A 15372-nucleotide genomic window follows, 5' to 3' on the forward strand; every position below is an offset into this window, starting at 1 on the left:
GCCGCATGATCACTGGGGCTGAAACTGCCCACCTCAGCCCCAAAACCCCGACCATTTATCTGGAGGGGCGTTTGCCCTTGGTGGTCGAGCGCACCGCCGCCGATCTGGGTTTGCGCGACGGCCAAGTGGTCCAAGCCACGGTTGAGGCGCGACTGGACCGGCTGCGACTGAACTTGCAAGAACCCGCCCAAGCCGGGCGTTTCATCGACTTGCCCAAAGACCTGCCCGCCGGACTGCGCCTGGCCTCAGGCGACACGGCCTTGTTCCGGGTGCAGTTGCAAACCGATGGCTCGATCTGGCTGCGCCCGCTGCAAGCCCAAAACGCGGCCCAAGCCGCGGCGGCCGCACCACTGGCGCAAATGCCCAACCGGCTGCAACAGCTGAGCTTTAGGCCACCAGACATGAACGCGTTGGCCATGCTGCTGCGACCGGGCGGCCTCGACAGCTTGCTGCAAGGCCTGGGCTCGGCTTCGCCAGAGATGGCTGCACTCCAGCAATGGCAACGCCTGCGCCCCAGCATGGCGCAGCTGACCCCAGAAAAACTCCAGCAACTCATGCAGCGCAGCGGGCTGATGACCGAAGCCTTGCTGGCACAAGGACAAGGCAGTGGCGTTGTGGACCTGAAATCGGGCCTGCGTCAGTTGCTTCGCTTGCTGCAAACCACCAGCCACGAAGCCTCTGGCCGCGTGCAAGACGCCATCGACGACATCGAGTCGCGACAGCTGACTGCGGCCGAAACCGTGACAGGCCGTGAGTGGGTGCTGTCGATGATGCTGCCGTTTTCTGATGCCGAGCCCGTGGCCCTGCGCTTTGTGCGCGGCCGCCGCCAACCAGGTGAAGAAAAAGCACCCCTGGTCATCCATCTGCACACACGCAACCGCGACTTGGGCGAAGTCTGGTTGCAAACCCGCATCAGCGGTGAGACCGAGGTCGACATGGTCATGTGGGCGCTGCGCGAGGACGTGGTCAAACGCGCCCGTGACCTGTCGCCCAACCTGGCCGAAGAACTCGACAGTGCGGGCCTGAACATGACCCGGCTGCAAGTCATCCACGGCCCCGGCCCGAGCGAACCCATGCCTTGGAACACCCCCGAGACCGGCAGCTTGCTGGATGTCAAAACATGAAAGCACCGCTCAAGGAAGCGATTGCCCTGGAGTACGGCAAGCGCAAAACCCCCATCATCAGCGCCAAAGGCGAGGACGAACTGGCCCAACGCATCATCGACGAGGCTCAGCGCCACGGCGTGTATGTGGCCGAAGACCCCCAGCTGCTGGCCCTGCTCAGCCGCATCGATCTGGACAAGGAAATCCCCCCCGAGCTCTACACCGCCGTGGCGGTGATCCTGTCGTGGGTGTATTGGCTCAAGGGCATGCGACCAGGCGACGAGAAAATATGAACTTTTCGTTCACCCTGCTCAAAGCACAGTAAAGGCAAAGAGTTGATCAACAAGCATGTAATGGGCGTTGTCGATACCTTGCGGTCCGAGGGCCTTTTTTATGAAGCGATATTTTTAAGCGGCGCCATTGGGCCTATCGAACCTGAAGTCCGGCACCGGCCAGACCCAGACAGACGCCGGGGTGGCCGATCAGGCGTCCAAAAAGGGACTGATGCTGTGGCGGCGTGAAACTTGACCGAGGCGGTCATAGAGGTCGATGGTGGAGGCCGACTCACCTTGAAGAGCTTGCAAGGCGCCCTTGACGGCTTGCAATTGACGCTGAAGCAACTGGATGTTGCGCAAGTGGTCTTGTTTGCACTGCAGCAGCGGAGGTTGCAGGTTTTGCCACGGCACCGGCACGGGGTCTTGAGCTGTGGCCCATTGGGCGACTTGGGCCAGTCGCTGCAAAAGCTGGTTTCTTTCGTCTTGTAAGGTTTCAAAACCCGCCATATCGCGGGTTTTGAGCATTTCAAATTCTTGCGCAAGCAACTCACCCAGGCGAGCCGTATCTTGGGCTGCTTCGGCAAACACGGCATCCAAGCTGCCGTCATGGGCAGGGATCGCGTGGGTTGGCGGGATGAGGCTCATGCCAGATTTATTCCTTGATCATTTTTTCGATGGCCAAGAAGTTTTCAGCGATTCGGCGCGAATCCAAGGGGTATTGACCCTGTTGAATGGCGAGCTTGATGGCCTCGACTTTGGCCCGGTCGAATTCTGGCTCTTGCATGGCTTTTTGCGCAACGGCGCTCAGTTTGACTTCGTCGGTCTGGGGCGCCAGGGCCTTGGTCAGGCCTTCTGGCGCAGCGTCAGACGTGCGCTCTTGAGCCTTCGCAGCCGCTTGGCGATTGGACGAGTCCATTTGGGCAACCCGGCGAAAACTAGAGATGGGATCAGTCATGATGGTTCTCTTTTCTGGTCTCTTATCAATGAGCTGAGACCTTGCTCGTATTCAGAATCGACAGCTGATTCTAGAACTTGAGCCCAACAGGTCATTATTTTCATGAATTTCATGATCTGGTGTTTCAAAGGCCTTGAACCTGGTTCGGGCCTTTGACCAATCCTGTAAGCATACGCCCAGAATCGCGGTTTTTGAGCTTGATTTGCTCGCCATAGCGACCATCTTGCTGGGCTTCTACGCGGGCCGAAATCTGAAAGCCTTGGGCTTGTCCGATCGACATCAGCACCATTTGCCCCCTTTTGACCAAGATGGTCGGCCGAATGTCTTGGCTGCGCAGCGGTGTGTCGGGGCGCACATCGCGCACCACCTCAGCGTGCAACACTTGGGAGACTTGTTCAAGCACATTGACTGGCACACCCGATGTATCGACCTCGGCCAGCCGAACATGAGCCGGCGTCAAAGTCATGCCGCGCTGCAAAGGAACCGCAGCCACCAGAACCTGGCGTTTTTCCACCGGGGCAGGTTCAGCCTTGGCCGTTGCGGCGGTGGCCGCACGTCCGCTCACGGACACGCGCACAAACAGCTGCCACATCGGCTGGGCACAACGCACTCGGATCGTGTCGGGACTGGCAAAAGGCAGGTCCATGGACAAGGGGTTGGCGCAGGCCTTGACTTGCAGGCGTGGGTCCATCGGGGCGAGCACCACCGATTCGGCGGGCACAGATTGGGTTTGCACCACCCAGTCAACCACGGCTTTTTGCATTGTCGCGGCAGGCGTGGCCGGGGCCGCCGCCAAGGCAGACGCGCTGCTCAAACAGAAAACCGCTCCGAACCAAAGGCCACGAATGGTGAGCTGATCCAGAAGTCGGCACAGCATTTGCATGGAAGGTTTCATAAGTGTGGAAGTTTTGACAGTGTTCATCATTTCCATCTACCAAGCAAAAACGAGACCAGCCCACTGAAATACCCGCTTGTGACATGAGCAACCTGTTGAGCCCCTTGCCCAGCCTGCCCGCGCTGAGCCCCACTGCCCCATCGGGCAGCGGGGCGCTGCTGCATGCGTCAGGCCGCTCAGGGGCCTTCGGCCAAATGCTGGCCGATGTGGCCATCCGCAGTGGCACGGTGCAAGCACAGGAAGGTGACACCTTGATTGGTCTGGTCAAGGCCCATTACCGACAAAACCAGCAGCCGATCACCGAGCAGCAGGCCATGCGCCTGGCCCACCAAATAGCCGCGCGCAACCAAATTGGTGACCCGAACCTGATCCTGACCGGTCAAAAAATTGATTTCTCCAGCCTGCAAATGCCTGCCCTGGCCCGCAGCGAGTCCGCCGGACCACTGGACTTGAACCCGCGCAACGCACGCTCGGTCGCGCAACTGGCCAGCCCTGCCCCCCTGACGGCCAATGCCTTGGCCAGCCGCCCTGTGGCCTGGACCCGCGCCCCAGATGCATCGGGTCAGCACCCAGTGCTGGACAAAACGCTGGAACGGGCCGTGGCCAAGGGCTTTGTCCCGGCGGCCGAAGTGAGCGCCGTGAAGGACAGGATCCTGGCCTTGGCCGACCGCTTCAACTTTCAACCTGACGACTTTGCACGCCTGAGCCTCATGGAGAGCGGCGGCATGAACCCCCAAGCCAGCAATGGCAACTGCCACGGCATCATCCAGTTTTGTGATGGACCCAACCGCGGGGCCGCCTCTGTGGGCCTCAAGGACAACCCGCGTGCGATTTTGGGTATGGGCCTGTTGCAGCAACTGGACTTGGTGGACCGCTACTTCTCGCAAGCCGGTCTGCGCGTCAAAGGCCCACCTGTCGGGTTGGATGATTTGTACCTCACCGTGCTGACCCCAGCCGCCCGCCAAGAAACCCGGCCCGATGCGCCTTTGCCGATTGCCGGACCCCAGGCCCGCTACCTCCATGTGGGGCAAGACACGCGCGGCCCCATCACGCGCAACTCCATTTTGGCCGGGCTGCACAACCTGACCAACGCCCTGCTGCCCCCCCGAGCCGCCACAGCCGCCACAACCGCCACAACCGCCGTCGGCTCTGCGGGCAAAGGCAACTTGACCCGTCTGTACGACGAAGTGGCCAGCACTCTGCCCACGGCCTTGCGCTGAGCATCGGCAAATTTTGGCCGCAGCACATTGCCGCTGACGGCAAATTGCCGCTCCCCCCGGCAAGCGGGATGGGGCTTACCCCCAAAGCGTTCAGATTCAACTGGCACGGCTTTTGCTGCTATCGACCACAAGCCGCTCAACTTGAGCCCCTTTCGTCAAAAAGTTGACGATCCTTGTCCCTTCAACCCGCGACCACAGGAGTCCAGATGAATTTGTTGAACCAGGCACTCGGCGTGCACGAACAAGCTTTGCAAGTCAAAAGCCGCCGCCTTGAAGTGTTGGCGCAAAACATCGCCAACGCGGACACGCCGCACTACAAAGCGCGGGACATTGACTTCAAGGCCGTGATGAAAGAGACGCAACACCAAGAAAGCGCCATGAAGACCACCAGCCAAGGGCATTTTGCGGTGGGCCAGGGGCTCGACGCCGATGGCATGCGTTACCGCACCCCATTCAACACCGCCTTTGACGGCAACACGGTTGAGATGAGCGTCGAACAAGCCCAGTACGGTAAAGCCGCCGCCGACTACCAGGCCACGCTGAACTTTCTGGAAAGCCGCGTGAGCAGCGTGCGCAAAGCCCTTAGAGGAGACTGACCATGGCCATGGACAATATTTTTGGCATTGCGGGCACGGCGCTCAACGCGCAGCTCACCCGCATGAACGCCACCGCTTCCAACCTGGCCAACGCAGGCACGGTGTCCACCAACGAGCAAGACGCTTTTCGCGCCAAACGCCCGGTGTTCAAAGCTTTGGTTGACGAGCAGATGACACACAACGGGGCGCCCTACGTAGGCGGCGTGAAGATTGATCGCATGGCCGACGACGCCTCTCCACCGCGCCGCGTCTCAGACCCCAAAAACCCCTTAGCCGACAAGGACGGTTATGTCTACCAATCGAACGTGAGCGAAGTCACCGAGATGGTCGAGATGATGGCCGCCGCACGCTCCTACCAAAACAACGTCGAAGTGATCAACACGGCGCGTCAACTGATGATGCGCACGCTGGACATCTCCAAGGCCTGACCTGAAAGCAACCCATGGCCACCCCTAACGTGACATCGTCCAGCCTGCTTCAAAACGTCTCGCGCTACGAAGACGTGAAAGACGCCGCCAAGAAAACCAGCGAGGACATGGGCAAGCAGGATTTCCTGACCTTGTTCACCGCGCAACTGCAAAACCAGAACCCACTGGAGCCCGTGAAGAACGAAGCTTTTGTGGCCCAGCTGGCGCAGTTCTCCCAACTGGAAGCGCTGACCAATATGCAGTCTTCGCTGGACAGTTTTGTCACCTCCATGTCGGGTGAGCGCATGCTGGGCAGTGCCTCGCTCATCGGAAAAAAAGTCGCCGTGACCGACACCCCCACCCAGCTGACTTCGGGCGGCGCGATCGATGGCAGCATCGACCTGCCCATGGGCGCCAGTGGGGTTCAGGTCAGTGTGTTCGACAGCCAAGGTCGCCTGGTGCAAGAACTGATCGCTGGACCACAAATGCCTGGCACGACCCCAATTTCGTGGGACGGCAAGGACGCCGCAGACAACCCCGTGCCCAGCGGCCTGTACCGACTGAGCGCCACCGCCGTGGTCAACGGCCAAAACACACCGGTTCCCGTCAGTACCTTGTCCACCGTGCGCGCCATCTCCAGCAACCCAGCCGATGGCAGCGTCAGCGTCGAAGTTGACGGCGGCAAAACCATGCTGCTGACAGACGTCAAACGCGTCGGCATCTAAACCGCCGCAGCCCCCAACACCCCCATTCAAACAGGAGCCATCCAGCATGTCGTTCTATACCTCGCTCACCGGACTGAACTCGGCCACGGCCCAATTGGCCGTCACCTCCAACAACATCGCCAACGTGGGCACCTCGGGCTTCAAGCGCTCACGGGCCGACTTTGGCGACATCTTCTCGACCTCGCCTTTGCAAAAGTCGTCGAGCAACATCGGCCAGGGCGTTTCGCTCAAGCAAGTGAGCCAGGAATTCAGCCAGGGCAACATCTCCACCTCGGGCAACTCGCTCGATTTGGCCATCACAGGTGACGGCTTCTTCCCCCTAAAAACGCCTGACGGTCTGCAAGACATTTATACCCGCAACGGCTCCTTCACCCTGAACGACCAAAACAACGTGGTCAACTCCACCGGCCAACGCCTGATGGCTGCATCGGTCGACTCGTCCGGCAAGGCCGACTTGACAAATCTGAATGCCTTGACGATTCCGCCAAAAACATCCGGCGAAGCGGTCGAGACAACACAAATTCAGTTGGGGCTGAACCTGCCCGCCGATTCGGCAGTGATTGATGCAGATTTTGACCGCACCAATCCCAGCACTTTTAACAAAAGCACGGCACTGACTGTCTACGACAGCGGTGGCAACGGTTACCTGGCAACTGTCTACTACGTCAAGACACAAAATGCCAGCCAGGCCAGCCCACAAAGTAAATGGCAGACCTATTTTTACGTAGGTGACACCCTGGTTAACCCTGCGCTGCAGCAATCGACCAATATGACCGGGAGTCCACTTTATGTGAATAAATACGGCGATGTTTTGCCAAAGAGCGATTCTCGTGTGATCCCCTCCTCTGGCACGATGGAAATGTACTCTCTGGACCAGCAGTCGAACAAGAAGATTTCTGAGACAGCCAGTGTTACAGGTGCCGCCTACAACTCGGCTGAACTGGCTGCTAAAACAACTGGTGCAGGAGCGGCCTCAGGTGAAGGGTCCATCAGTCTTGAGATCACCCAAGGCACTTCGGTCTATACCGTCACCTACAACATGACTGTGGCCGACCGTTACCCAGAGGCACTGGCTAAAAACATTGAAAACTTGATCAATGACAAGCTGATATCCAAAGGCGAAACAGCGCGCGTGAAACTCGAATGGGATTCCGGTGATCCTGCTGCCGCACCTGCGAGAAGCCCTAGTTTCCAAATCTCAAACCGGACAGGCGTGACCCTGATAGAGACCACTGGCACAGGAACCACTGGTGACCTCAGCGATGACTTGATAGATGTGCGAGATGGTGCTTTTTCATCAGCAAACAAACTGGCATTTGATATCAACATCGATGAAATGGGCAGTGCCATGCGAATCGAATATGAACTGTTGGAAGATGACAGCGACCCCATTGTTTTGGCGAGAAATCTGGGTATTTTCATCAACAATGAGCTGGGTAAAAGCACTAACTCCGATCCTCGCTACGGGGTCAGGGTCTCTTTCGAAGCTGAAACCAACTCTTTCAAGTTTTCATCGGGCACCACGGGTGACAACTCAGCCATCGTCATTGGTGAGGCCTCAGAAGATGCACAGGCCATTCTGGGTTTGCCCGACCCTGACGCCGCCGATCCGTTGCCCACTGAATTGCGCGTTGACCCCAGCATCACAGAAGCTATCCGCGGCAAAGCCAGCTCGCCCGCCATCCTCAAGGGTGACGTGATGACTTCCAACACCTCGGGGGCTGTTCGCGTCAGCTCAACCAACAAAGACTTCTTTGTCACGGTAGGGAACATCTCGGGAACGGTTGAGCTGGACCCTGGCAGCTATGCCAGCATGGAGAAATTTGCCGTCGCCTTACAAGACGCCATCAACACCTTGGTAGACACCACCACCGGCTTGAAAGTCAGTGGCATCAGTGTGAGCTGGGACTCTACAGCCAAACGCCTGAGCTTCACAACTGGGGAAACCGGTGAGGCGGTATCGCTTCAAATTTCAGGTTCACCCGACTGGGGACTCGCGAATACAGAAATGGCTTACGGCGCCAACAATCAATGGATTGAGCTCAAGCAATTCACACAAAACGGCGTGCCTCAATACGTTAAAAACGGAGAGCAAACCGAAGACATCACCGACCTTTCTACAAAAACCCAATGGTGGCCCGTGTACCTGGACCGAGGCGAGCTGAGCTTTGACCTGACCGGTAAGCCGTTGTCACCCTTGACCAAAATGCCTTTCGAGACAGCCTTCTTGGACGGTGGTAAAGGTGCTCTGACCATGTCGATTGACTTCACCCAATCGACGCAATATTCGAGCGCCTTTGCTGTCCTCTCTCAATCTCAAGATGGTGCGCCTGAGGGTGAACTGATGGGCCTGAACATCGGGGTAGACGGCCTGGTCAATGCCACCTACTCCAACGGCTCTCAAGTTTCGTTGGGCAAGATCGTGCTGGCCAACTTCTCCAGCCCCTCTGGTTTGCGACAAGTAGGTGACGCAAGTTACCTTTCTTCAGCCACATCGGGTATTGCAAAAATCGGTGAAGCCGGTTCTGCTGGCTTCGGCTCGATCCGTGCGGGTGCCACCGAACGTGCCAACGTGGACTTGACCCAAGAACTGGTCGACCTGATCACCGCACAACGAAATTTCCAGGCCAACGCCAAAGCGATTGAAACCAGCTCCACCATGACCAGCGCCATCATCAACATCCGTTCTTGATCCCCTGAATTTCACCTGACTGAAACCCTGAGAGCACCACCATGGACCGCCTTGTCTTTACATCGAACGCCACCATCAAAGAGCAGGCCACGGCACGCCAGGTGTTGGTCAACGACCTGGCCAACGTGTCCACAACAGGCTTCAAAAGCAGTTACGACGTGGCATTGCAATCGGTCAAGGTCGAGGGTGCGGGTTTTGACACCCGCTACCAAGCCCAAAGCTTGGCGCGCGACCTGATTCGCATGGACCCCGGCCCCGTCATGGCCACGGGCCGCCCCATGGACGTGGCCATGGCTGGCAGCGCCGTGCTCACGGTACAAGCACCCAATGGCGACCAGGCCTTCACGCGCCGTGGAGACCTCAAGGTCAATATTCAAGGGCAGCTCGAAAACGGCTCTGGCCATTTGGTGTTGGGCGAAGGCGGCCCCATTGCCATTCCGCCGGGTCTGCAGGTCAGCATCAACCCCGATGGCAGCATTTACGCACGCGACCCCGCCCAGGTGGGGGCCGCCGCCGACGTTCTGGTGGGTCAACTGCGACTTCGTGATGCCTCCAACGTGAGCCTGGCACGCCGAGAAGATGGCCTGTTCAAGGTGTCGGAAAAACCCGATGGCACAGACATTGCTTTAACTGACCAACTGCCCAAAGTGATTCCGCAAGCCCTGGAGGGAAGCAATGTCAGCGCCATTGAAGCCATGACCCGCTTGATCGATCACTCGCGCAGTTTTGAAACCCAAATTCGCGTCATCAAGGAAATGAAGGGACTCGACGAGTCCGGCTCTTCCATGATGAAAGCCGCTTAAACCTGACAGGAGCACCCCATGGATGCCTCAATGTGGATTGCCAAGACCGGCCTGGATGCGCAGCAAACGCGCATGTCGGTCATCTCGAACAACTTGGCCAACGTCAACACGACGGGCTTCAAGCGCGACCGTGCCAGCTTCGAGGACATGCTCTACCAAAACCTGCGCCAGCCAGGCGCCCAGGTAGGCGCCGACGCGCAAGCCCCCACGGGCTTGATGCTGGGCACGGGTGTGCGCATCGTTTCCACCGAAAAGACCCATACCCAGGGCAGCTTGGTCACGACAAAAAACGCTTTGGACCTGGCCGTTCAAGGGGAAGGTTTCTTCCAAATTGCGCAAGCCGACGGCACGATTGCCTACACACGAGACGGCGCATTCAAACTGTCGGCAACTGGACAGCTGGTGACGCCCAACGGCGCACCTTTGCAGCCCGCCATCACCATCCCGCCCAACGTGGCCAGCATTTCAATTGGACAAGATGGCACCGTGTCGATCGAAACCGCAGCCGGTGGCGGTGCACAGGTGCTGGGACAAATTCAGATCGCGCGCTTTGCCAATCCGGCCGGCTTGCAGGCCATGGGGCAAAACTTGTTGAAAGAAACCACGGCCAGCGGTGCACCCATCGTGGGGCAAGCGGGACAAGGCGGTGCGGGCCAGCTCATGCAAGGCGCACTCGAAGCCTCTAACGTGAACGTGGTGGAAGAAATGGTCAACATGATCGAGACCCAACGCGCCTACGAAATCAACTCCAAAGCCATCTCTGCCGTGGACGGCATGTTGCGCTTCTTGAACAACAACATGTAAGAGCCCCATGACACCTCACACCACGTTCATCACGCGCCTGTTGGTGCCCAGTTTGCTGGCCTTGGGCTTGGTCGGTTGTGCCACGCCCTCTGCCCCACTGGCGCACTCCCCCGAATTTGCGCCAGTTATACCCGTGGCTGTCACGCAGCCGCGCATCGCCACGGGTGCGATTTACAACGGCCGCCACAGCGACAATTTTTTTGGCCGCAGCCGCAACTACCGTGTGGGCGACTTGATCACAGTCATGCTCGACGAATCGACCCGCGCAGGCCGCGAGCTCAGCGGCAGCGTTGCGCGTGAAGCCAAGAACAATGTCGTCCCCAGCGGACTGACCTCGCGGGTGGACAACTTCTCCTTGCCCACCAAAATTCTGGGCACCCGACTCGGTGGCGTCCTCAACGGCATCAACCTCAACGAATCCAGCATCGAGAGCAGCGGTTCAGGGACTGCAGGTCAAAGCGCCAGCTTAAAAGGCGCAGTTTCGGTCACGGTGGTCGAGGTGATGGCCAATGGCAACCTCATGGTGCGCGGAGAAAAACAATTGGCCCTGACCGAAGGTGCCGAGGTGATTCAGGTCAGCGGCATCATTCGCCCCGACGATGTCTCACCCAATAACGAGGTGCAGTCGCGCCGCCTGGCCAATGCCCAGATCGCCTACCGAGGCACGGGCGACATGGCCAACGCTGCCAAGGCCGGTTGGGGCACCAAAGCCTTGCTCAAGATCTGGCCATTCTGAGTCGTAGACACCTGAAGAGACCCCCATGAAAACCACCCTCTTAACCCTTGTGTTGCTGCTTGGTCTGAACGCCAGCGCCTGGGCTGACCGCGTCAAAGACCTGGCCAGCGTGGCGGCTGGCCGCACCAACCAACTCATCGGTTACGGTTTGGTGGTCGGCTTGCAAGGCACGGGCGACGGAGCCGACGTGTCTTTCACCGCACAAAGCATGAAATCCATGCTCAGCCGCATGGGCGTGAGCTTGGACGGCCCACTGTCAGACTTCGAGCAAGGCGCCAGCGCCGGCAAGATCGACATCAAAAACGTGGCCGCCGTGATGGTGACCGCCGAGCTGCCGCCATTTGCCAAGCCCGGTCAGAAAATTGACATCAACGTCTCGGCCATTGGCAAGGCCACCAACTTGCGCGGTGGCAATTTGCTCTTGACGAGTTTGCGCGGCGTGGACGGTGAGGTGTATGGCATCGCCCAAGGTGCTCTCACGGCCACCGGCATCGACGCCAACGCAGCAGGCTCCAAGGTCAGCATCGGTGTGCCCACCTCATCGCGCGTGCCCAACGGCGCCACGGTCGAGCGCATGGTCGAAACCCCTTTTGAGAGTTCTGACCATGTGGTCTTAAACGTGCGGGAATCGGACTTCACCACCACCACAGCCATTGTGAATGCCGTGAACAAAAGTTTTGGCGAAGGCACGGCCCGCGCCATCGACGGCATGTCGCTGGCCATCCGCGCGCCGACCGATATGTCGCAGCGCGTGGCTTTCATGAGTCTGGTGGAAAACCTGGACGTGGTGCCCGGTGAGCCCCCAGCCCGCGTGGTGGTCAACTCGCGCACGGGCACCGTGGTCATCAGCCGCAATGTGCGTGTGACTGCCGCCGCCGTGGCGCACGGCACCATCTCTGTGGCCATTGCCGCCACCAATGAAGTCTCACAACCCAACCCCTTGAGTCAGGGCCAAACGACCCCGGTTCAAAACGCCGAGATCGCCGTGACCGAGCCCAAGAACCCGATGTTCCTGTTCCAGCCCGGCGTGGATTTGCGCCAGGTGGTGGACGCGGTCAACCAAGTGGGGGCCACGCCTTCTGCCCTGATCGCCATCCTCGAAGCCCTCAAAAGTACCGGCAGCCTGCGCGCCGAGCTGATCATCATTTGATGGCTTGAACGCCACCAACGCGCAGCCCCCCCCCATGAACGACATCACCTCTTCTGGCTCTTATCTGGACTTCAACGCCCTGGCGCAGTTGAAGGGCGATGCCTCGCGTGACCCCAGCAAGGCGGTGCGCAAAACCGCCGAGCAATTTGAGGCGTATTTCATCCAGCAAATGATGAAGACCATGCGCGACTCGATCGAAAAAAGCGATCTGGTCGAAGGCGGCAACATGGAGATGTACCAGGACCTGATGGACAAGGAAGTGTCGCTGAGCATGGCCAAACGCGGGGGCATGGGCCTGGCCGACATGCTGGAGCGCCAGATGAACCAAGCCCAGGCCATGAGCACACAAGACGCGCTGCGCCAGCGCCAACCTGTCAGCCTCAGCGCTCCCGCCCTGCCCTTGAATCCGGCGCGCGAGCCCATGTCGCTCAAACCAGCCGCAGTTGAGGCCTACCGCTTGGATCGCCCCAGCGGCTTCAAGCTCGGAGATAAGCCATGAGTGACTTGCTCAGCATCGGCAGCTCGGGCGTCACCGCTTACCAGCGCGCCCTGGCCACGGTGTCCAACAACATCGCCAACGTCAACACCGACGGCTACACCCGCCAAGATGTATCGCTGACCGCGAACCAGCCACGACTAATTGGCAACAGCTATTTGGGCACTGGGGCACGCTTTGACTCGGTGCAACGCCAATACGACGCTTTTGTCGAGTCCAACCTGCGCAACAGCAACAGCGACCTGCAAAGCCAAAAGCCCCTGCTGTCATACGTGAACCGCCTGATCGATGTGATGGGCGACGAAAGCATTGGCCTGACCACGGCCATGAACCGATTTTTTGAATCGGCCCGCGATCTCTCCAGCGACCCAGCCTCGGTGGTCTCGCGAAGCATCTTTTTGCGCGACGCCGATGGCCTGGCCGCCCGTTTTCGGCAACTGGCCGGACAGTTCGAAATTCTGGGCAATGAAACCCGCCAATCGGTCGAAACCGATATCGGTCAAGTCAATGCGCTGACCCAGCAGTTGTCTCAAATGAACAAGCAACTGGCCAAGCACAGCAGCGTCGCCAACCAACCCTCGGAACTTTTGGACCAGCGCGACTTGTTGTTGCGCGAACTCTCCAGCCTCGTGGCCGTCAAAACCCGCTTTGAGCCCAATGGCGCCGTCACCGTCAGCGTTGGCGACACATTGGACCAGGGCATTTTGGTCAGCCAAACCACCTCACGCGCCATCAGTGTGCTTGAGTCCAGCATTGAGCCAGGCAAATTGGAATTCGTCATTGACGCCTATGGCATCCCCGAAACCATGCCGGGCATCACCAGTGGCAAGGTCGGTGGCGTGATGAGCTTCAGGGACCAAGTACTCAAACCTGCTGCCAATGCGCTGGATGGCTTGGCCAAGACCATGGTGGAGAGCATCAACAGCGTTCACCGAGACGGCGTCGATGCGGAAGGCCAACTGGGCAGCGATTTGTTTGGCTTTGAACAAAGTCATGCCGCCAAAGCCACCAGCATGACTATGCTCATTCAAGACGCCAACCGCGTGGCCGCTGCAGGTCAGTTCAGGGTCATCGACAACCCTTTGAACAGCGGCACAGCCCAAGCCCGTATTCTTTATGGCCAGCCCAACTTCTCTGGCCCCACTGAATTGCGTGGCGACCTGGCGCGGGCGCAAGTGCCTTTGATTGCAACCCTAACCGACGTTTCCATCGACTCCAGCCAAGGATTCAGCAGCCTGGGCCTGATCCCAATTGGCACCCAAAATTTGAGCCTCACTCTGCAATCTCCGGGCCCTGGTCAAACCCTGCAAGTGCTGACCCGCGATGGAAGCCATGTTTTAGGCAGCACCCTGAACAGCACACAACAAGGCCTGCTGGTCAAACAATCGAATGGCATGGAGGCAGGCGCGACATACAACAACGCAACGCTCAATGCAAAGCTGCCGGACACCTATTTGGACATGGATGTTTTCATGGGTGCCAAGGCTAGCGTTGGCCTGAGCCTACAGTTCAACTCCGTGACTGGTGAGGCGCAAGCCCCCCTCAAAACCGCCGCCTCGCTGACCAGCAAAACCTTTGTAGGCAGCAACGTCGACTTTGCCTATGGGGCCTTCACCCTCAACGGCCAAAACATGCCCCCCCTCGCTGGCGACATTACTTTGGACGATGTGGTCGACTGGATCAACAACGCCACAGCCGCCGACGCAGCCAGCAGCCGCATCACCGCATCCACGCAAAACGGCAAATTGGTCCTGAGCCGCCCGTCTGGCAACACCACAGATGACATTCGCCTGGGCATGGGATCCGGCACCCCTGCTGACTTGCAACGACTGGGGTTTGACACCACCATCAGCATTGAAGGCGCCACAACCGATGATCTGCTGCTTTTCGTCACAGACACCAGCCTTGGCCCCGGAGACAGCGCCAGCGTGGTCGACATCACCGCCCAATTCAGTGGCATTCAGGGCGACATGAAACAAGCGTTGCGAACTTCGGCCTTGCAAGTCAAGTTCACCAGCGACCAAGACTATGAGATCACCGACAGCCGAACCAACACCCTGCTGGCCAAGCGCAGCCTGATCCCCGACCCGCTGTCGGCCACGCCCAGCCTCAGCTACCGGGGCCTGAAGCTGGAGTTTTCCACTGCGCCCAAGTCGGGTGATCAGTTCACCATCGACGGCAACCGCGACGGCATCGGCAACAACGAAACCATGCTGCGTCTGGTGGCGCTGGAGGACGAGCGCCTCATGCCCGGCGGGCTGACCATCACCGAGGCCTACATCGAGCGCGTGAACCAGGTGGGCAATGTGGCCCGCCAAGCTGCCATTGCCGATCAGGCCCTGCAGGTGGTGTACCGCCAAGCCCAAGAAGCACGCGACAACATCTCGGGCGTGAGCCTGGACGAAGAGGCCTCGGCGCTGGTGCGCTTTCAGCAGGCCTACCAAGCCAATGCCAAGGTCATGCAGGCCGCCATGTCCATGTTTGACACCATCTTGCAAGTGCGCTGAGGGCCTGA

16 protein-coding genes are annotated in these 15372 nt (G+C 59.0%); 13 read left to right on the plus strand and 3 right to left on the minus strand.

Going from position 1 to position 15372, the window contains the following annotated elements; genetic code table 11:
• Window positions 1–5 precede the first annotated feature (5 nt).
• The gene (locus B9Z50_RS09085; RefSeq protein ID WP_108363419.1) at window positions 6–1124 is read left to right on the plus strand and encodes a hypothetical protein; all 1119 of its coding nucleotides are present in this window, start codon (window positions 6–8) and stop codon (window positions 1122–1124) included.
• Window positions 1121–1396, plus strand: coding sequence for an EscU/YscU/HrcU family type III secretion system export apparatus switch protein (locus B9Z50_RS09090; protein WP_108363421.1), 276 nt, complete (start codon window positions 1121–1123; stop codon window positions 1394–1396). Before B9Z50_RS09085 ends, B9Z50_RS09090 begins: the two co-directional genes overlap by 4 nt.
• Before the next feature lie 189 nt (window positions 1397–1585).
• Here B9Z50_RS09090 and B9Z50_RS09095 read toward each other — a convergent pair whose 3' ends face one another.
• The 3 genes from B9Z50_RS09095 to flgA form a co-directional block, all read right to left on the minus strand.
• Window positions 1586–2023, minus strand: a complete 438-nt coding sequence (locus tag B9Z50_RS09095) for a flagellar protein FlgN (RefSeq protein WP_108363423.1) — start codon at window positions 2021–2023, stop codon at window positions 1586–1588.
• A gap of 7 nt (window positions 2024–2030) precedes the next feature.
• Complete coding sequence (flgM, locus tag B9Z50_RS09100; protein ID WP_233249815.1) at window positions 2031–2333, minus strand: flagellar biosynthesis anti-sigma factor FlgM; 303 nt, start codon at window positions 2331–2333, stop codon at window positions 2031–2033.
• A gap of 124 nt (window positions 2334–2457) precedes the next feature.
• Window positions 2458–3147, minus strand: a complete 690-nt coding sequence (flgA, locus tag B9Z50_RS09105; RefSeq protein ID WP_233249816.1) for a flagellar basal body P-ring formation chaperone FlgA — start codon at window positions 3145–3147, stop codon at window positions 2458–2460.
• Window positions 3148–3311: 164 nt separating this feature from the next.
• Here flgA and B9Z50_RS09110 point away from each other — a divergent pair, with 164 nt between their 5' ends.
• The 11 genes from B9Z50_RS09110 to flgK all read left to right on the plus strand — a co-directional run bounded on the left by B9Z50_RS09110 (window position 3312) and on the right by flgK (window position 15364).
• On the plus strand, window positions 3312–4448 hold the full coding sequence (locus tag B9Z50_RS09110) for a hypothetical protein (RefSeq protein ID WP_108363427.1): 1137 nt from the start codon (window positions 3312–3314) through the stop codon (window positions 4446–4448).
• Between the two features lie 206 nt (window positions 4449–4654).
• A complete protein-coding gene (gene flgB, locus B9Z50_RS09115) occupies window positions 4655–5044 on the plus strand; it encodes a flagellar basal body rod protein FlgB (RefSeq protein WP_108363429.1) in 390 nt (129 codons plus the stop codon).
• A 2-nt stretch (window positions 5045–5046) separates the two neighbouring features.
• Window positions 5047–5472, plus strand: a complete 426-nt coding sequence (gene flgC, locus B9Z50_RS09120) for a flagellar basal body rod protein FlgC (RefSeq protein ID WP_108363431.1) — start codon at window positions 5047–5049, stop codon at window positions 5470–5472.
• 14 nt (window positions 5473–5486) lie between these two features.
• On the plus strand, window positions 5487–6176 hold the full coding sequence (locus B9Z50_RS09125; RefSeq protein WP_108363433.1) for a flagellar hook assembly protein FlgD: 690 nt from the start codon (window positions 5487–5489) through the stop codon (window positions 6174–6176).
• Between the two features lie 46 nt (window positions 6177–6222).
• Window positions 6223–8868: a flagellar hook-basal body complex protein gene (locus B9Z50_RS09130; protein WP_108363435.1), complete on the plus strand. Its 2646-nt coding sequence runs from the start codon at window positions 6223–6225 to the stop codon at window positions 8866–8868.
• A 41-nt stretch (window positions 8869–8909) separates the two neighbouring features.
• On the plus strand, window positions 8910–9671 hold the full coding sequence (locus B9Z50_RS09135) for a flagellar basal body rod protein FlgF (protein ID WP_108363437.1): 762 nt from the start codon (window positions 8910–8912) through the stop codon (window positions 9669–9671).
• 18 nt (window positions 9672–9689) lie between these two features.
• Window positions 9690–10475 carry a flagellar basal-body rod protein FlgG gene (gene flgG, locus B9Z50_RS09140; protein ID WP_199221700.1) on the plus strand — a complete coding sequence of 262 codons (786 nt, stop codon included), beginning with the start codon at window positions 9690–9692 and terminating at the stop codon, window positions 10473–10475.
• Between the two features lie 7 nt (window positions 10476–10482).
• The gene (locus tag B9Z50_RS09145) at window positions 10483–11211 is read left to right on the plus strand and encodes a flagellar basal body L-ring protein FlgH (RefSeq protein WP_108363441.1); all 729 of its coding nucleotides are present in this window, start codon (window positions 10483–10485) and stop codon (window positions 11209–11211) included.
• A 25-nt stretch (window positions 11212–11236) separates the two neighbouring features.
• Complete coding sequence (locus B9Z50_RS09150) at window positions 11237–12361, plus strand: flagellar basal body P-ring protein FlgI (RefSeq protein ID WP_108363443.1); 1125 nt, start codon at window positions 11237–11239, stop codon at window positions 12359–12361.
• Between the two features lie 34 nt (window positions 12362–12395).
• Window positions 12396–12860, plus strand: coding sequence for a rod-binding protein (locus B9Z50_RS09155; protein WP_108363737.1), 465 nt, complete (start codon window positions 12396–12398; stop codon window positions 12858–12860).
• Window positions 12857–15364: a flagellar hook-associated protein FlgK gene (flgK, locus tag B9Z50_RS09160; RefSeq protein WP_108363445.1), complete on the plus strand. Its 2508-nt coding sequence runs from the start codon at window positions 12857–12859 to the stop codon at window positions 15362–15364. Before B9Z50_RS09155 ends, flgK begins: the two co-directional genes overlap by 4 nt.
• The last annotated feature ends 8 nt before the right edge of the window (window positions 15365–15372 follow it).

Origin of the sequence: Limnohabitans sp. Bal53 (genome assembly GCF_003063355.1) — a bacterium.
In the GTDB taxonomy this organism is placed as follows: Bacteria; Pseudomonadota; Gammaproteobacteria; order Burkholderiales; family Burkholderiaceae_C; genus Limnohabitans_A.